19 protein-coding genes are annotated in these 17,422 nt (G+C 55.2%); 4 read left to right on the forward strand and 15 right to left on the reverse strand.

Annotation, left to right across the window (positions count from 1 at the left end; translation table 11 throughout):
• Positions 1 to 13: 13 nt before the first annotated feature.
• The 9 genes from M9Q49_RS26255 to M9Q49_RS26295 all read right to left on the reverse strand — a co-directional run bounded on the left by M9Q49_RS26255 (position 14) and on the right by M9Q49_RS26295 (position 5,617).
• Entirely contained in the window at positions 14 to 1,309 is a 1,296-nt protein-coding gene (locus tag M9Q49_RS26255; RefSeq protein WP_254512261.1) for an SEFIR domain-containing protein, read from the reverse strand.
• 258 nt (positions 1,310 to 1,567) lie between these two features.
• On the reverse strand, positions 1,568 to 1,783 hold the full coding sequence (locus M9Q49_RS26260) for a hypothetical protein (RefSeq protein ID WP_254512262.1): 216 nt from the start codon (positions 1,781 to 1,783) through the stop codon (positions 1,568 to 1,570).
• A 394-nt stretch (positions 1,784 to 2,177) separates the two neighbouring features.
• Positions 2,178 to 2,411: a hypothetical protein gene (locus tag M9Q49_RS26265; RefSeq protein ID WP_254512263.1), complete on the reverse strand. Its 234-nt coding sequence runs from the start codon at positions 2,409 to 2,411 to the stop codon at positions 2,178 to 2,180.
• A gap of 513 nt (positions 2,412 to 2,924) precedes the next feature.
• The gene (locus M9Q49_RS26270; RefSeq protein ID WP_254512264.1) at positions 2,925 to 3,515 is read right to left on the reverse strand and encodes a hypothetical protein; all 591 of its coding nucleotides are present in this window, start codon (positions 3,513 to 3,515) and stop codon (positions 2,925 to 2,927) included.
• Complete coding sequence (locus tag M9Q49_RS26275) at positions 3,512 to 3,847, reverse strand: hypothetical protein (RefSeq protein ID WP_254512265.1); 336 nt, start codon at positions 3,845 to 3,847, stop codon at positions 3,512 to 3,514. Before M9Q49_RS26275 ends, M9Q49_RS26270 begins: the two co-directional genes overlap by 4 nt.
• Positions 3,844 to 4,275 carry a hypothetical protein gene (locus tag M9Q49_RS26280; RefSeq protein WP_254512266.1) on the reverse strand — a complete coding sequence of 144 codons (432 nt, stop codon included), beginning with the start codon at positions 4,273 to 4,275 and terminating at the stop codon, positions 3,844 to 3,846. The genes M9Q49_RS26275 and M9Q49_RS26280 overlap by 4 nt, the downstream gene beginning before the upstream one ends.
• On the reverse strand, positions 4,272 to 4,862 hold the full coding sequence (locus M9Q49_RS26285) for a hypothetical protein (protein ID WP_254512267.1): 591 nt from the start codon (positions 4,860 to 4,862) through the stop codon (positions 4,272 to 4,274). The genes M9Q49_RS26280 and M9Q49_RS26285 overlap by 4 nt, the downstream gene beginning before the upstream one ends.
• Positions 4,859 to 5,185 carry a hypothetical protein gene (locus M9Q49_RS26290; protein WP_254512268.1) on the reverse strand — a complete coding sequence of 109 codons (327 nt, stop codon included), beginning with the start codon at positions 5,183 to 5,185 and terminating at the stop codon, positions 4,859 to 4,861. The genes M9Q49_RS26285 and M9Q49_RS26290 overlap by 4 nt, the downstream gene beginning before the upstream one ends.
• Before the next feature lie 135 nt (positions 5,186 to 5,320).
• The gene (locus M9Q49_RS26295) at positions 5,321 to 5,617 is read right to left on the reverse strand and encodes a hypothetical protein (protein ID WP_254512269.1); all 297 of its coding nucleotides are present in this window, start codon (positions 5,615 to 5,617) and stop codon (positions 5,321 to 5,323) included.
• A 148-nt stretch (positions 5,618 to 5,765) separates the two neighbouring features.
• Here M9Q49_RS26295 and M9Q49_RS36205 point away from each other — a divergent pair, with 148 nt between their 5' ends.
• Entirely contained in the window at positions 5,766 to 6,044 is a 279-nt protein-coding gene (locus tag M9Q49_RS36205; protein WP_390845015.1) for a helix-turn-helix domain-containing protein, read from the forward strand.
• Here M9Q49_RS36205 and M9Q49_RS26300 read toward each other — a convergent pair.
• The gene (locus M9Q49_RS26300; protein WP_254512270.1) at positions 6,037 to 7,236 is read right to left on the reverse strand and encodes an ankyrin repeat domain-containing protein; all 1,200 of its coding nucleotides are present in this window, start codon (positions 7,234 to 7,236) and stop codon (positions 6,037 to 6,039) included. The two genes, M9Q49_RS36205 and M9Q49_RS26300, sit on opposite strands and share 8 nt — an antisense overlap.
• Before the next feature lie 429 nt (positions 7,237 to 7,665).
• Here M9Q49_RS26300 and M9Q49_RS26305 point away from each other — a divergent pair, with 429 nt between their 5' ends.
• Complete coding sequence (locus M9Q49_RS26305) at positions 7,666 to 8,181, forward strand: hypothetical protein (RefSeq protein WP_254512271.1); 516 nt, start codon at positions 7,666 to 7,668, stop codon at positions 8,179 to 8,181.
• Positions 8,182 to 8,341: 160 nt separating this feature from the next.
• On the opposite strand, the gene M9Q49_RS26310 is transcribed toward M9Q49_RS26305, so the two are convergent.
• Positions 8,342 to 11,287: a right-handed parallel beta-helix repeat-containing protein gene (locus tag M9Q49_RS26310; RefSeq protein WP_254512272.1), complete on the reverse strand. Its 2,946-nt coding sequence runs from the start codon at positions 11,285 to 11,287 to the stop codon at positions 8,342 to 8,344.
• Positions 11,288 to 11,457: 170 nt separating this feature from the next.
• Complete coding sequence (locus tag M9Q49_RS26315; protein WP_254512273.1) at positions 11,458 to 11,739, reverse strand: DUF1580 domain-containing protein; 282 nt, start codon at positions 11,737 to 11,739, stop codon at positions 11,458 to 11,460.
• 237 nt (positions 11,740 to 11,976) lie between these two features.
• On the opposite strand from M9Q49_RS26315, the gene M9Q49_RS26320 reads away from it, so the two are divergent.
• On the forward strand, positions 11,977 to 13,722 hold the full coding sequence (locus M9Q49_RS26320; protein ID WP_254512274.1) for a hypothetical protein: 1,746 nt from the start codon (positions 11,977 to 11,979) through the stop codon (positions 13,720 to 13,722).
• 155 nt (positions 13,723 to 13,877) lie between these two features.
• On the opposite strand, the gene M9Q49_RS26325 is transcribed toward M9Q49_RS26320, so the two are convergent.
• Positions 13,878 to 14,423 carry a hypothetical protein gene (locus tag M9Q49_RS26325; protein ID WP_254512275.1) on the reverse strand — a complete coding sequence of 182 codons (546 nt, stop codon included), beginning with the start codon at positions 14,421 to 14,423 and terminating at the stop codon, positions 13,878 to 13,880.
• A 444-nt stretch (positions 14,424 to 14,867) separates the two neighbouring features.
• On the opposite strand from M9Q49_RS26325, the gene M9Q49_RS26330 reads away from it, so the two are divergent.
• A complete protein-coding gene (locus M9Q49_RS26330; RefSeq protein ID WP_254512276.1) occupies positions 14,868 to 15,494 on the forward strand; it encodes an IS66 family transposase in 627 nt (208 codons plus the stop codon).
• A gap of 184 nt (positions 15,495 to 15,678) precedes the next feature.
• On the opposite strand, the gene M9Q49_RS26335 is transcribed toward M9Q49_RS26330, so the two are convergent.
• Positions 15,679 to 16,176: a hypothetical protein gene (locus M9Q49_RS26335; protein ID WP_254512277.1), complete on the reverse strand. Its 498-nt coding sequence runs from the start codon at positions 16,174 to 16,176 to the stop codon at positions 15,679 to 15,681.
• Between the two features lie 14 nt (positions 16,177 to 16,190).
• Positions 16,191 to 17,105, reverse strand: coding sequence for a hypothetical protein (locus M9Q49_RS26340; RefSeq protein ID WP_254512278.1), 915 nt, complete (start codon positions 17,103 to 17,105; stop codon positions 16,191 to 16,193).
• Between the last annotated feature and the right edge of the window lie 317 nt (positions 17,106 to 17,422).

The raw sequence follows: 17,422 nt of genomic DNA on the forward strand, positions 1-17,422 counted from the left end.
CCATCCAGACGCGCTACTCAGGATCGTTGATAACTTGCAAAAGTTTCGAGATACATAGTTGATTCATGCTGGTCTTGCGATCGTGCGCCTCAGCCCGCAGCGATTCGTGCAAACTCTTCGGCAAGCGAACTACAATAACGCACGTTGGCTCCTTGACTTCCACAGCCGTAACGGACTTTTCACGAAGCCGGGCAACCATGGCCTGTATCTCTGCGTACTGAGCGGTCTTCTCGAACGCGGCCAGTTCCTCCGGCGAAGTAAAGAGCTTACGGACAAGTCCGTCGACGCCTAGGACTTCGCGGAAGAATTGAATCCAGTCTGGCTGCTTCTGAAACAGCATGCTCGCTATGCGTGTAGCAGTTTGGGAACGCTCTTCAGAGGGTTCGGCAACCAACTCGATCGAATCGTTCATGTAAGCCACTGTTTGACGCGACGATATCCCCTCGGTGTTTCTCAATCGCCCCGAACCTTCAACCATCCGAGCACTGGTTACATCCAATTCCGCCAATGCGCCTTGCTCAACCAACCAGTAAAGTCGCTCTGCTTGTTCTGGTGTCAAGTCGACCGTTAGCAGCACACTGCCTCTCGCCTTGGAAACAACCCGTACTGTGCCATCCAGCTTGAGTAGCTTTCCAATCGCTTCCAGAACTGCAATTTGGTCGGTCGCCGAAAAATCGTCGAAATTCTTATTGATCTTTAACTCAACAAGCTGCGAACCCGTTTCAATGGCAACGCCCCCGGAACCGTAATCACCACTTCCGCTGAAATCGTTCTGGTCGACAAAAACATGCTCGTCGAGTTGATTCTGCGTCAGAATACGCCGTTCGCCGAGTGGAGGCATAGGAGTGATTTGCTGAGTCAAAAGCGAATACATGCGGTCGTACTCAGCCTTTCTCGTGACGTTGTAGCAAGTGACAGCACGAAGAACGTCAGGAGCAAATTTGCGGTCTTCATTGTGAAAGTAGATAGGGATGTATTTTGCGTTCTTTGACTGGTTTTCGTAGATTTCTTGAGTAATCAGAAAACCTTCATGGCTCGCTCCATTGCCCTTGCCGGGCTCTTCATGGCCTTCGAATCTCGCTTTGTAAGTTTTCGAAAGTACAACCAGCACATAATCAACAGACTGAAGTTTTGTAAGCATCCACCGAGGCCAGCCTTCTGGCGGAAATTCAACAAACTGATCAATCTCCGCATGAATTCCATCCGCTCGCAACATTGCGCAAAAAGAAGCAACTCGTTTTTTGTGTTGCTCCGAATCGTGGCTGTAGCTGATGAGAACGCGACAAGGAGGTGGATTAAGTTCTGGCATAGCAGGAACGAAATGTGGGATTACAAAACTAAAGGATTGATTCTATCAGATACTTAACCGGGGCAAGATCAATTCGCCCCAACCTATGTCGGTCGATTGCGATTTCTCCTCGATCACGCTTCTTCAATCCGCTCCGCGACATCGAGAAAACGTTTCGCGTGTCGCTGCAGGGCACGGATCAATTGCCCCGCCAGATCCAGTTCCTTGGCACTCAGCACCGCCTCGAAGGGCGGGTCACTGCAAACGTTCAAGTAGAACTCACAAATGCTTCTCAAGATGGTGCGTGCGCACGATGCCGAGCACCGCTAACCTCGCCTCGTCTTCGGTGGGCAGCGGCGCCGCATTCCATGTCTGGTCGCACAGCGGGCAATACCACTCGCCGTAATAGCCTGGCCTGCCGATCATCAGTCGCACCGAGTACGAAATGCCTCCAACTCGTAGCTGGTAGTGCTCGCGCTGGAATTTCTTTGTCATCGTGCGGGCGATTGTAGGCCTGCAGCGACGCGTCCGAAATTACGACAGGTGCTGTCACAACTTTCCGGCTTCTTACCTGATCCTGCTAGAACTGCTGCTCCTGCCGGTCTTGGGTTACCGCGAAACAGAAAAACCCCTGACGAACGGGGCAACATCCGCCAGGGGCCGTGCATGGAGTCCGCCGACTCTTCCGCAGGCGGGATTCTAGCTGAAGACGGCAAGCTGCTTTGTCATGGAATTCACGACAAGAACCCCGGCACATGCTTCGACACGTGCCGGGGCTGTCCGTGTGAGCAAACCCTGCTGGAATGCCCACGGCGGCGATTCACAAAACCCGCCGCAATGCTGACAGCAAGAGGCTCCGTCCAAAGTCGCCGGAGCGCTTGTGGCGGGTTTAATCCAACAGTCCCTTCAGAACGGCAATCTGCGCTCGAAGCAGCGTCGGCTCTTCCCCGGATGCTGGTGGCGCGCCGTAAAACAGCTGGCTTGTTTTACGGGTCCACTGGTAATGATGTCCTTCGCCAGTAATGACGGCGATTCGGCGGCCCACGGTGGTGTCGAACAGCTCCACGCCAGATTCACCTGCTGCGCGCCATACGAATCGCTTGGCAGTGATTGCTTCACTCATTTCTCAACTCCCGTAAAAGAATTCGGGGCGAGGGGCCAATGGCGGTTAGCGGCCCGCAGCGAATAAGTGTGCCTACAACATGACGCAAGCGGCACGGACTGTCTGTGGTTTAGAACACCACGCGGGTAGAATTCTCTGGTGCAAGTTCATTCCGCCTTCTCATGGTGTTCTGCGAACCTAGCCCCGGCGTGGGCCGGAGATTCTTTGTCGCGTTCAACGTACCAGGAGATTTTCAAGCTACCGTCGTTGGCTCTGGTTACGTCGGCGATACGCCAACCCTTTTTAATTCCCGCGTGTAGGGCTCCATCCAACTGGGCACGAGCAACGACCTGAAATTCGCATCGTTCAAACACGGCTGAGCGTCTCCTGGCTCGATTATCACACCAAAAGCAGGAGACATCTGTCGTGAAATACGCCACAGGAGCCTTGGCAGTGTGCGACACGCCGCCAATTCGCTGCCAGAGCAGCTCAAAAGCCGCTCTGGAATGAAGGTTATAAGATAGTTGTGATCGGTCACTTTGGGCTGCTGTTTGGCAACTCGCTCTGCAGCCGGTGCGCAACTTGGCCGCCGTCTTGCTCGTTTACCAGCCGACAGAACTCCTCACGGGGATCTGCGAAGAGGACGGTTCGCTCGAGCTTACCTTCCTTGAAGATGCCAGCACGCAGCATCGGCCAGCCGCGTTCGCCGATGAGCGGCAGTTGCGAGACCATCGTTTCACGGTGCCGCGCGGCCACTTCATGCACGATCCGAGTGAGCGCGTCGCGGACCTTCGTCAGCGCGTCGAAGAGCTGCATCTCGATCGTCTCGCTGCCGTCGTTCACGATCTTGTGCAGCGGCGAACTCTCGATCGAGCATTCACCGTCTTCTGGATCGTCGAACCTCGTGTAGCAGTAGCAGCAGTCAATCGGCTCGCGCTTACCGCCGGGCCTGATACGCAGCGCTCCGCGCGAGAGCCGCGTCAGGTAGCTCGCCATGGCCTCGGGAGGCAAGTTGCTTCGTCGGTCGTACGCGAACAATCCGACCGGCGGCGGGACGTCGATTACAACATCCGTGGTCTCGACCGGCTTGTTCGATTCGGTCTCTTCGTTTCGTTTGCGCCTCAAGAAGCACCTACTGTTTCTCGGTTGAAGTATTGGGATGAAGTGATGTTGCGCGAGTGCCAGTCGGCGGCACGACCAACGGCCTCGGCGGAATGATCGAAGAACGTGCCGGCGAAACACCAGCGCCATCGGTCGCGGACGAACTCGACGGCGCCGAGCTTCTCAAGCATCTGCAAATCGCGGTGCGTGGTCCTAACGTGAAACGGGCGACACGCACGCTCGTTCACTTCGTTGTTGATTTCTTCGAGCGTGAGACCGAAGCGCAGCCCACGAAGGACCTCGGAAGTAAGAACAACACGCTCGAAGGCGATACCGCGTTGCGTTTCGGCCTTCACGCAGCACCGCCTTTCGTGAATTGCGCAATCTCGGCGGCAGTGGGCTCGATGATGCGGAGAGCTACCTCGAATAGCGTGACCTTCCGGTCTTTCATCGGCGTATTGAGAAACCACGCGCCGGGCGGCACGCCGAACTCGACGCCGACGAACCAATCGAAGTCGCCCGATAGCGCGTCCTTCCCCGGGAGTTTGCCCTGATTGCTCTGCCAGCATTCAGCTAGGCAGGACTCACGCGATAGAAATGCCCAACTGCCGCCGTTGTAATGCTGCTCCGGATTACGCGTGACTTCGACGGAATCCGCGCACAGCGACAACGAAGGCATGCTGAGCGCGTGATGCGGCCGAAAGGTTGGCAACTTCGCGTCATTCTGCCGGCTGAACTCAAGCGTAAATACGAAGAATTGGCCTGCGATGGGGGTGAACTTCATGAGCGCACCGTCTTTCGCCGCTTGGGGCGAGATGGTTTCAGCGGATCCACGCGGGCCCATCGCTCTTCTATGAAGTAGCCGCCTGCCGGATCACTGGCAAGCCAGATAGAAAACAGATGGCTGATTACTTCGTGCAATTCAACCTGGCGGTCGACCAGATCGTGATCGGAACCTCGCAAGTCGTACACCACGAACTCGTCGCGTTGCATGAGCTTCCAAGAAGCAATTGCTTCCTCGTGTGTCTCGAGTCGCTCTTGAATGTCGCGAAGATCAGGCGGGACGCTGACGAGTTTGCCCGCGATCATCACGATGATGTTAAGGTCGTCTGCGTTCCTGTCCCCCGCAGCACAGCGCAGCCAAAGGCGAACTTCGTCGATCGATGCGGTTGTGTATACGCGCTCGGGCTGAAGATCGTACTCGTGTGAACCAATCCAGATTTCGTACGGCGGTCCGGCTTTAGCCGCCGGTTTGTCTCTCTCTGCGGCGGCAAGCCAGTATTTCGCGATCGCTTTGGGCTCGGTTTCATTCGATGCCCGCCGCAGTTTTCGGGCTGCCGCTCGCTGTTGTTTTTTGGTGGTTCGCTTCATGCGGCACCTTCTTCCAACCGCAGAGGTTGCAGTGAGCCCATACGAACGCGAACCGTGCTGCGTTGCTCGGGTTCGTCGTGGAAATCGAGCGAGTTGTGAGCTTTCGAATAGGCCAAGGCCACGTGCTGTATCAGAAACCGGTCGAGGATTCGGCCAGTTTCAGTAACGACCTCGTACACCGCGATCGCGTCGGTGAACTTGCCGGGATGTGGAACTTCGGCATTGCCAAGCGCGAACAACGCGGCGACACGGGCCTTGCTTACCTTTCGCTTCGCGGCCGACTGCTTGCCCTTCGTCTGTCGATCTTTCTTTCGTCTTTTCACTTATCACCGTGTATAGAGATGGAGAGAGAACGCACCGTAGGCCAGCACCTGCAACAGCTGCAGGTGAGCTACGGGTGAAAATGGTGCCGACGCGCGCAGCGGCTCGCCGGCTGGTTAATCAGATGGAACTCGCGACTATCGATGTTTCCGTTCGATGACTGCCGAACTGCTGACTACGGCAACAGCCTGCGACCACGCGTTCAGTGCAGCGCTCGCAGCCGGCAACTGGTCGAACTTTCCAAGCGTCAGGCCGCGGGCGCTGAGGACGCGATAGGTTTCGTTCGACGGGCGGCGGTCATCAGCAGGAAGCCCAACGGGCTTTGCGGGAGTAACTTCGATCGGCCGTAGTGGCAGTGGCGGAGTCGAGTCGAGAGGTTGATCGGGCAGATCTGCCCTGAGATAGACGCGCGCAGCGCCTGCAATTACACTCATCCGTGCATCCTTCGTGTAAGCGTTGGGTGTCAGGTCGCGGGATGGTGCAAACATCGCCGCGGCCATTTTTTGCGCTGACCAGTTTGGTCTGCGAATGGGGTATTATGCACTTGCGGGTAATTTCGTCAACCCATTTTTGCATAAATCAATGACCATTGAAGAACAGCTCCGAACAGCAATCAACTCTTGCGGCATCTCGGGAAATGCTCTCGCTAAGGTGTCCGGAGTTTCTCAGTCCGCAATTTCTCGGTTCATGACGGGCGAGGATATTCGATTGAGCGCTGCTTCAAAGTTGACCGAGTATTTTGGCCTCGAGCTCACAAAGAAGGATGGCCCATCGCCGGCAAGTGTACCACCGCGGTCAACCACGGGTGAAAAGGGCAGCACAAAGCCCAAGGCCAGGTCTGCAAAGAAAGCCATCAAGTGAGCCGTGCGATCGCACGCTGAATTGTGGACTTTCGATAAGCTAAATGTTTCACGATTGCCGGTGTTCTGACAAGCATTTCGGCATGATGTTTCGAACAGGCGTTGAAGTCCGCCATCATGGCTATAAATTGGCAAAGGTAGTCCTTCTTGAGTCCTAGGAAGCAGGTACGGATTCTTGCTACCTCAAACTTGTCTTCTGGAATCCACTTCGCGCCATGTTCGAGAAGTATCTTGATTCCTGCGAAAATTTGCGTCGCCCCTTCGCTCTCCCTGGGCTCCCGTTGCCTCGACCGTGGACCGATCCAAACTGTTGCGGAGCATTCTGCATCGTTGATTGCTTTGCAAATTGCCGTGCATCCTCCCTTTGACGAATCGTTGGGGCTCACGCCTTTTGAAAGCAGGCGTCGCAATGCGGTATGGCCTTCGTAGCGGACCAGCAGCGGTAGCAATTCTCTCGCCTGCGGTGTGAGGTCAAGATTGCGAAATGCCAGTAGGTCAAACACCTTGAAGTTCCGGTAGAAAGCCGCCCACTCACACGCAGACATTTCATGATCGGCAAGTCGATCATCATCCGCGAGAAGTGCGGTTCCGACTTGAAATGGATCAGCTCCAAGCCACATCATCAATGAAACCCATTTCAAATCGCCCGCGACGCAGTGATGTCGAAGCGCAGCGCTTGCTTGGTCCATGATGTCGGGTGATTGCGTGAGGCAATTCCTGAATACACCCAAGGCCGATCGAACTCGCTTCACAAATGCGAAGGCGAAGGGAGTTCCAGTTCGAATGTCCGCCCCGCCGGCGATATGCAACTCCATGATCTTTGGGTGCCATGATGCGAACATCTCGGCCATGTCGACTTTCGTCGAGTCGAATCCGTGCTCGACCAGCAGTCGCACAATGTCGACTCGCCTCATCTTCATCGCTCGGTTCATTGGACATTCGTAATCCGTCGGCTCTTGCAATGCTCCGCCTTCTAGCAAGATTTGAACCAGGCTGTGAAATCCTCGGTCGATTGCAAACTCAAGCGCTGACATTGGTCGATTGCGCCCATGACGCGAAGTCGGTGGGTTGTTGAGCGGCTTGCCCTCTGCAATCCATTGCTGTACCTCAAAGAGATGGCCGTTTTTGCAGAAATCGATTAACGGAGCGACCTGGTCGTATCGTTCTGCACGAAGATTTTCGATTGTATGCATGCATGTGACTCGGCGCGAATCATCCCCTTTTTGATCCCGATTCGCAACATTTCTTGCGAGCTTTTGTAACTTGCCGAGTGCTCCTGCATGTGATTGATACGGCAAATCAGACGAAGAAGCCCATACGCACGGTGATGCACTGCTAGTTGGCTGCGTAAGGCTCCTCGCCCAGCGATTAGGAAAACCAACTCGAGTTCGCTTCGTCCGCTAGTGTGGCGTTATCTCAGAACAGCCTGATCTCCACCCGACGCTGCCGCGCTCCCGCGCACGAGAATGGCCAGCGGACACGTGATGACCCCGTGCCACCCAAGAATCAGGAGCAAATCCGGGAATACCTTTTTATTCTCGTTCACGCCGTAACAAATCGCGGCGAACTTCGCTCAACGTAGCATCGCTCCTTTCAACAACCTTCTACTTAGGAAAATAGTCATGACCGCGTTTCCAAAATACCAGCTGAATATCGCCGCTAGCCAATCGGATTCCGCCCCAGCCAGCGAGGGCTCAACCCTGCCTTTCGCTCGTCGGTGCCTGATCAACTTCGCCCTCCTGGCCGCTGTGGGGCTGGGTCTGTCACTGACACCGCGGGCCAGCCAGGCCGGTGATATCGACCTGCGGAACGGCACCTTCCGCAGCAATTGGTGCGGCTTTGACGCTCGGATCCAGCTCACCCGGCGGCCTGGGCCCGATTTCATCTTCGATGGCACCGTTACGATCGAATCGACAGGACAAGTTGACAAAGTGTTTGTTCGACAGCTCGACGACGATTCCCTGCACATGGTGCGGTACCTGTCCGGTTCCCACTCGGGACAAACCCAGGTCATGGTCACCCATCCTCCGGAATTGCTGAAACGGGAGGACGGCAAAACCGTCGCGAACTTCGCAACCAAGAAAACCTACGGCTACGGAGCCAAGCTGGCCGGCTTCCTCCGCATGACCATGCGGTAGTAGGTGGAGTCGCGCTCGCCAACCTTTAACTCGCAAATGATCGCGAAGGGGGATGCAGGCAACTGCGTCCCCTATTCGCGTTTCGTTCCATTCCCTCGAAGATTCGCGGCGGCCATGGATACGAAGTTTTCTGTTGTGCCACTGGGCTTTGAGAAGAAGGTCAAGGCGCCGTATAGCCCGGCGGCGGGGTCACGACTTCGAAGTCCGAGCCCTTGACCCGCCGCAGTTCATCGTGGAAGACGGGGAGACGTTCGTCTCCAGAGACAGACAAGCCCCAGTCCATTCCGTTGTCTGCCATGAACATGCCGTACCGTTTGAGAGCTTCGAGGATCACGCGCGCTTCGGGCGAGAACTTTGAGGTGTCGAAGTCCTTCCGCAGACGAAACCGTTCGCCCATACGCGGTAAGTTCTCGTCGGTCAGCTTGCTGGCAAAGTGCGTCGCAGGGTAAACGTAGGCTCGGCGCGAACGCGTGACGGTGAAACGGAGCGCGTGATCGATCACGCCGCGCTGAATCTCGTCGTAGCGCACGATGGCGGGCAGGATTGGCAGACCTGCGGCGTCCGATGAAGTCCAACCGTCGGGTCTGAGCTTGTTCGAAGCGAGATCGAAAATGGCTGCTCCATCCGCGTGCCAACCGGCGTCCGACTTGGTCAGCCGATAGAACTCGTAGACCTTGCGGCCTACTGGATCGAAAACGATGCCGTGGCGATCTTGCTCCAGGTCGGGCTTGCCGCGCTGCACATCATTCAGGGATAACTGCTTCAGCATCGGATCTTGCTGGAAGGAAGCGGGCCAACCTTCGATCGGCGTATTGTCGGCGACGGGATACGGGCCTGGGTCCGATTCGTCGGGCCCCAAGATGAGTTTCACATCTACCTTCTTCTGGGCCGGCGGCACGATGACGAACGCCATGTCCTGGTTATAGCGCAGGGGCTTTGCGGCACCGACCGAAGCGATCATCGCCGTGGAGTTAGGGTGCACTGGCCAATCTTCAACGAGCGTATTCCAAGGATTGTTGGCAGGAAATATTTCCGCTGCCGACATGATGGCGTCCGCGTCCGGGGTGTTGTAAGGAATAGGCTTGGCAATCGCTGGCATCTCGGTCGACTTGATCCGCTCCAGGCGAGCGGGGTCGGTCTTGATGGCGTAAGCCACTGCGCTGCCGACTCCGCTTTCGAGGTAGATATCGCCGACAAGCAGCCTGACCGGACTTTCGCTCGCAACATACCAACGTCGCACTTCGGACAGCTTTGCGGGCGAGCCGTTGGTGTTCTTGAGCCCTGGGATTGAGATGCGGACTTCGTTCATACCCGGCTTCAAGACGAACGGAGCGACGACGCGAGTTGCGAAGGCCTTTGTCTCGGAATGGAAAAGGTTGAACTCGATCGAAAATTCCTTCTCGCTCTTGTTGATGATGTCCAAACGGAGCGTCTCGAAGGGGGTCCAATCCGCAACCCGCGAGACCTTTTGGCCGAAGGTATCGATCACGTCGATCTGCACCGCCGCGCCGCCGAGCTCTGGCGATTCCACCTTGGTTAACTTAGTGTTGTCGTCTCCTACTTCGGATGGCAGCTCGCCCGCAGTTCCGCGCATCACGTAGACCCGCGTCGTTTTATTCGTCGGTTCGGTCGGTGGTTTTTTGGCTGGCATGGGTTGCACAGCCGGATTCTGCGGTTTGACCTCGCTCTCCTGATGGGTAGCTAACAGTAAACCATCCGCGCCCAGATTTGCCCGCGCACCATTGGCAGGTTCAGCGGCGCCGATGGCAGGGCTTCCTGTGCGCAAGCGGTAATCGTGTCCGGCGGCGTTCACAAACAGCGGATCTCTCGACAGATTGCCCGTCCCCTTGATCGTTTCTTGAGACAACGTGTAGGTAACGGTCGCTTTACTCTTCTCATCCGCTTCGACGTCATCGCCGCCGTTATTCCACAGGATGCAGTTCTTGACGGTGACCTTAGAGTTCCAGGTCGCCTTCACGGCGCTCCCTGCAACCATCGGCGTGGAAGTGTGATCGGCGATCGTCACGTGGTTCAGCACGAGAGTCGATCCCACGCCGTCCTCGTTACCGTCGACATAGACTGCGCCTCCCTCGCCATCTGGCTTGGTTTTGTTGGCGTAGACAAGATCGTGAGTCAGCGAGGCCTCGGCTCCTTCATCCGCAAAGAACGCTGCGCCCAGCGAAGGGGCAAAGTTGCCGGCGAAGATGTTGTGAGACAGTTTGTAGTGCCCGCCCTTGTTAACGACGATCATTCCGCCCCCCCAGCCGTAGCCTAACTCCCGCCCGATCTCGTTTCCCTCGAGGCGATTGTGCGAGACTTCAGCGCTCGGAGAGAAAATGAAAACGCCGCCTCCGTGATCGCTGACGCCGATGTTCTTCTGAATGGTGTTGCCGCGAATGACCATTTTGGGCCCGTCAGCAAAGATTCCAGCCCCTCGTCCCGAGACATTCCCGCGGATGACGTTATTTAAGATCGAAATGCTGGCGGCAGTTGAATAGATGCCCCCTCCTAGCGCTTCTCGGTCTTGCTTGCGCGGCGGGCAAGTCTGGTTTTTCTCGATCACGTTGTGCGCGATCGTCGGCGAGCCTTGGTAAATATAGAACCCGCCACCGCTCAACGAAGGCGCCGCCACCGAACTGGGCCCGCCGCCCGTAATCAGGAAACCGTCGATGACGCTGGCGCCGGCTTCGTACAGCGTCACCACCGAGTCCTTGCCGTTTCCTTTCAGTTGCGCGGGATGGGCAGCAGGGTCGCGCACTTTGAAGTTGCCCGCGGTCCCAGCAACATAGTCGGCCTTGGTTCCGCCCGCATAACCTCCGTAGATGCGCACCGCTCTTTCCTGCACGCGAATGTTCTCCGGATAGGCACCACCGGCCACCGCAATGACGGCGTTATCCCTCGCAAGGTTGATGGCCTGTTGCACAGTCCGAAACGGGCGAAGAGCGCTGCCATCCTGAGCGCCGGCGTTGTCGTCGTCCACGTAGAGGTTAGCTGGGACGACGATCCGAGCACCATCCCTTGCCGCGTCTGCAGCTGATTGCTGGGTGGCCGCTGGCTGAGCCATCAGCAACCGGGGCGCAGGGATCAGCAGGATTGCGGCTAACACCAACAAATTCCAGAAGCGTCGACGCGGCATTTGATTGGGTGCTTTTGTGGGAGGCAAACGCGCTTAATCGTGCGATTGCGCATAGGTTCAGCGGGTGAATTGCTCTGTGACCGGTCATCCTAAACAAACGGTCGATCATACGCGATGTGAAGATGCAGGTGAGCTGATCGCTAAACCAAACCGAGTTCGTCTGCCTCACGATCCGCTTCGGCAATCTGGCGCCGACGTTCGGCGAACGAAGCACTTACGGGAGGCGAATCGACGGAGCCATTGTCTCGCGCGAACATTCGCTTGATCGCCTCGAGCGACCTGTATCGTCGACCGCCAATCCAAACCCACTCGAGCTTGCCGCTCATCGCCCAGCGGTGAACGGTCGCCGGGTGCGGATGAGTCGGGATCCGCCGAGCGGCCTGCGGCAAAGTTATCAGTGTTTCTGTTTCGATGCTGATCATCGTGATGCCCGTAAAAAGGCAGTTAAAATCGGCCTCGTTTGTGGGCCGGCGCGAACAACTCGAAGAACAAATACAGTCGCCGATTAGTTGCAGTTTCTGCGACTTGATCCACTAATTGGCATCTACGATATAGACGACGAGGTATCAAGACATGGAAAAAAGTGGCCCGGTTTTTGACGCGATTTGCGACTGATTAACATGGCGAGCCCTCAATCCGACCCCAAATCATATCGAGCTATGACCCAAGACCCAACCGTTAAAAACAAACCGCTTGCAGTCGTGGTGCACGGCGTCGGTGAGCAACTTCGTTTTGAGACTCTTAAGGTATTCATCGAAGGCTGGACCAAGGACTTAGAGTTACCTGTAACAAGAACTCGAGCTCAGATCGCGGCAGAACTGCGGCAACGCCAAGTCGTAGATGAGCCAGAAATGCCGTTCAAATTGGTCGAGATCAACTACTCCCTGGACTTAGATGAATTTGCTCACTTCGGAGAGCGTGACTCTCGAAATTGGATCCGCTCATTTCGCAATCGACTTCGTGAAATTAACAAGCAGCGCTGCACAGCAAATACCCCGAATGATTTTGCAGTAATCGATCACGTCACGGATGATGTGCTCTTTGCTACCGCGCTCACACAATTTATCGCCAGCAGGTTCAATATCCAGGCATCCGGAATCGAACATGCCGCGTTGCACTTCATGAAGCAGGTTCAATTGTACTTAGATCATGAGCCATATCGCGAGAAGGTTAGCGAGACATTTCAATCGTCCATGGAACGTTATGCCGCCAATAGCAGTTCGGAAGATAGGGGCATCACATTGGTTTGCCATAGTTTGGGAACCGTCGTAGCGCTTCGTGGCATCGTGGATGCTGCTAATACTGGGAAGCAATGGTTTACACGAATCGACCGTCTTATCACTTTTGGCAGTCCGATCGATACCGTGCTGCTCCTCTTCCCAGAACTATTCCCTAAATTTGCAAGCCCACAAAAGAAGAAGATCGAATGGCTCAACTATTCGTTTGGGAATGATCCAATTGCGACAGACCTTGCCCTTGCCAGACACTGGGCGAGCAATGACTCCTCCCCTTTTTGCAAGGATGCTCCTGAGGAAATTGACTTGGGCCCCGGAGCGTTAACCACGGCGCACACCGACTATTGGCGTGAGTCAGCAATGTATATGGACATCATTACATATTCAAAATTCACAGACGAAGAAAAGAGGAATCGGCGATTGCATTTACGCAAACAATCTATTTCAACAATTTTTCATGTCGTTGGCTTGGTGTTGGCTGCAGCCGTCGGATGGTTGTTGGTCGTATGGTGGGAAGAAAATCTGAAATTCACGGATTCGGAAAGAGCTACGGAGTTGGCCGGTCCTACCGCCCAATTGGTTTGCTGGGTCGCCATGACTTTCATGGTCGTGTGTCACGTAAAATGCTGGAGCGCGAAAAGCAAGTATCGCCCCGTCTGGTTGCTCTCTTGCGGCGCAATCTCGTTTTTGTTGGCTACATTTTTGCCGGGCCTACCGCTTTTGGGAGAAGAACTCAATTACTGCTTCCCGTCTGTGCCTTATCCACTCATCGAATGGTGGAAACCGGGAAATCTGGTTCTCATTATCGTACCGCTATCCGCAACGCTAGGAGTCTTTCGCAGTGGGAAATTGGATGTGTCTACCCGAGCCAAAGCAATCGTGGGTGGGCTCCTCGCTGTTTCAACGGTCGTGCTTTCGCTCGCAGTCGGATATCGGGACAACCCATCAAATGCGTCGTCTGAGTTTGGTCTTCTAACACTCACGTTTTTATTATGGTGGTTGAGCGTTCTGATATGCCGCATACATGAAGTGTACGCGTCGTTTATCGGCGGACGCGCACATCTAGACTACTTATCCTCGGCATGGGGTGAGGAGAGCACCAAGCGGCATTTTCGTTGCCCCTTCTTGAGCAAAGAAACTGTGAGCGCCCTGGATCCAAATCTTCACTAACCGTCGACCAGCTGAAGACGATCATCACTAGACGGTCAGGCGCCGTTCGATGCCGCACAAGCTGACCTCGTGATTCGCGACTGAGGAAACGCGTTGCGAGTGGTAATAATCGGCTAAGCATGGGGGCGACTAGTGCGCAGGTCTGCGAGGTTCAACTAGGTTGTGCCGTACCCCTCACCGTGAAATTCGCTGGATTTCAACGCAGGTTTGTTCAAGCCATTTCCTGCTCGAAACTGTTCTAACTCGGCTTGACGTTGTAGATTCTCGGCTTCATCTCGAAAATCGTAAATCGGCTGCCTGGAATCGATGTCTTCCACCCACGAAGAACGCCGCAGTTGTTGAACAACATCGCTGAGCCGCATTTGCTTTCGATTCAGCTGCGCGTGACAGTAAAACGCTTTGGCGAGTGAATCCCAGCAAACCTTCATAAGTGTGAACTCACCGACCGCATCGTCAAGCAACGTGAGACCGACGAAGGGAGCGAATTCCACCGACTCCTGCCGATCGAATGAAGCGTTTCCTTCTTTGTGCTCGATGTGGAGACTGAAGATGACACGCCAGCGATTCGTCGACTGCTCGCTCTGTGAACTACGCCTATCGTCAGACGCGAATTCGCGGCCATCTGCTTTTGCTAAGAATTCTTTCACAGCCTTCATAGTTGAACGACGAACACCACCGGTCTTCACAGAATCGAGCTTCACGCCACCAATGCCCTTCCTCCATCATCGCCAGACCGTTGTTGGGCTCGGTTTCGTGGGCAGCCTTCGGGCGATTTGAGAAAACGTTAGCAGCTCATCGCAATTTATGTCGATCGACACTTGGCACCTGAGTTCAACTGCGGGATTAGCACTCGGCATTTTCGCGACTATTGGCCCGTCTGGTGTGAAGATGTTGCCGCCCGCGAATCATCGCCTTTTCGCACCCGATCTGCAACTTCTCGATTTTCTTGTAACCGTTCACGCCACTGCAGCTATCGCTGCGTTTGCGGTTGTTCATTGCGGGTGCGCGTCGCCTGCTGCACCCTGTCGTTGCCACGCTAGCGGAAATTTTGATCTGTTGGGCGGATTCGCTAGAAGAGAGGTATGGCAATCAGGAAGCTTGGCGAGTGTCCGAAATGCGCGGAGTGGCGGGAGCGCTTTGAGGCGATGGAAAAGCGCTTCGACGAGTTGATGAAGCATTGCGAGAAGTTGGAAGCGAAAGTCGGGTGTCTGTACGAGGAACTGGGGAAGTCGAATGCTCGCGTGAAACAGTTGCAGGAGGTGGTGGCGGGGCGCTCGAAGGATTCGACCAACAGTTCGAAGCCGCCGTCGTCTGACATCGTTAAACCGTCCAAGCCGGAGCCAGAGGACGGTGCCGCGAAACGTCAGCGCGGCGGGCAAGTGGGACTCAAGCCGCAGCAGCGGAAGGCGTTCGCCGGCACGCTCCTCGCGGATTATTACAGCGCGTATCACCATTATCTCAAGACACATCCACTGGCCGACGCGCAGTTCTGCCTCGCGCATCTGATTCGCGACGTGAAGTTCTTAGAAAAACTGCCCGATCCAGCCGACCGTCAATTCGGCACCGAGTTGCTCGCGGAATTGAAGGCCCTGTTTCGCCTCTGGCACACCCGCGGCGAACCGCGAGACGATGCGGCGCAGAAATCGTTTCGTGCCGCGCTGCTTGCGCAAGGGAAGCGACTGCAAAGCGTCGCCCTCGAACAAGCGCCTGATCTCGAGCCAACCAACAACGCCGAACAAGCCATTCGGCGCCTTTGGCGGGCAGCATTCTGATTGGCACACCGTCGAGTTGCAACTCCGCCGCACACAGCCGAAGCAGTCGGTAACCATTATCAGCAATGAGTTCGCGCGACGACAGTTCGCCAGGCAGCATCACCTCGACCTTCGCAGTGCCAGCGTTGGCGAAGAGGATTTCGCGGTCAGCGTCGGAGAGACGAACAGCGCAGAGAAAGCATGGTCAAGTTCGTGGCCCGGCGCCCCCAACACTTGTTGTCGTCGTCGCTGCTGCTGCTGTTTTTGCATCAGCAATTTTCTTGTCAGCCTCTTTCTCTAGATACGTGAACCACGTATTCAGATTGTTAAACATCTGCACAAGACAAAAGAAAATGGCCACGAAGGCAATCGCAGCGAGGACGCATCCCACAATTGCTCCACCGCCGTAGTGGCGCCACAGAACGCCGAAGGTAAATTGCCACGCTGACGTAATGAGGGAAATTACGAGAGTTCCAATTAGCAGCCAACTGAGCCGTTGAAGCGGAGCATAGGTCTTCAGGCTGGGTGAAGCAGCGCGAAGTCTCTCGACTTCGTCGAGGTAAAGCTGTCGCTCGTACAGTTCTTTCTTCATTTGCATCACGATGAAGGTCGTGGCACTCAGAAGAAAGCCACTGAGCGTAAGAAAGCCCGTGAAGAGTGGCTGGCGCAGGGTCGCCTCGTAGAACTTGACGAATTCGTCCATAACCGACCTCCGTCCTACTTTGCCACCATGCTCAGCAGTGTAGCATGACCGCGCGCTTCCGCGATTACTCGCTGCACCAAGCTGGATTCTTTGATGTCACTCAGATTGAAAGCCTGATCGTCGGTGATCGTGTCGAAATCGAACGTCGCGAATACGTCGGGGTTTTGGGCCAAGTGGATTGCCTCGCGAGATCCACAAGAGTTCGGTCCGCGTATTGTGCCGGAATTGATTCCAAGTGCTGGGATAAGGTTCTTCAGCGCATTGCGAATGCTGTTTGCAGTGACTTTCGGCAGAAATTGAATTTTGTGCACCTCACGTTTCACAGCTCCAGTAAGCGGCGAGAACAAGTTGGTGTGAGGAACCAGTGCTGAAAACTCGAACTCAAACTCATCAATCCGACTCAACCTTGCGAGCAAATCTGCAAGTTCTGATGAGCGAATCCATTGAGTGAGCTGAAGCCCAGCAGTTTTGTAAAGCTTTCGCACTTCGTTAGCTCTCTTGCTCGTTGGCCCCTCTTCTACTGCTTCCACGGCAGCGGCGCGTTTTTTCTGAATCGTTGAGTGGAATAGTCGCTGAAGAAGATCGCCAAACTGCTTCACTGCGCACGAACCACGATACTGGAGATAGAAACCTCGTTGCGTCGTGGGGTGCAGAACGAAAACGTTGTAGTCGGCTAGTGTCTCACCAGGGGCTGGCTTGCTGACTGTTACTCGAATCGCTCCTTCTGTTTTCGACAATCGGCAAGAAGACTTGTGGTCCTTTGCCGAAATCATCAAACCAACGTGCAGTCCGTCAGCTTCAGCAAAATAAAGAAAACGGTCTTGTTTGCGAAATTCCCGCTCAAGATTCCAAGGAAGATCGTCCCAAAAATCCGCATAACTGACTGGCCCTAAAATCGTCAAATCAAACCCAACTATCCTTGCTTGCATTGCTTGTAGCCACCCGACTAAAGGAATTGTTTCTGCCCCACAAAAGAATGGCGATGGTGCGGCTGAAAAGCAAGTGCCGTGACATTTCCCGGATAATTTGAGGCGAAACTTAATCCAGTTTTCTGGCCAGGGCTGAGCGAAACATTCTCGTGCGTGATGCTGCCACTTGAAACGGCCCTTATTTTCACCGCGAGCGTGACAACTTAGGCCTGTCGCTTTTGCGCCATTTCGAGTTCACACCTACCGCGTCGTTACCCGACTGCTTTTGTCCGACTCGGTACAATGCTCGTCGACCTGGGAGCAATGCAAGTCAATCG

Source organism: Anatilimnocola floriformis (genome assembly GCF_024256385.1).
Classification (GTDB): domain Bacteria; phylum Planctomycetota; class Planctomycetia; order Pirellulales; family Pirellulaceae; genus Anatilimnocola; species Anatilimnocola floriformis.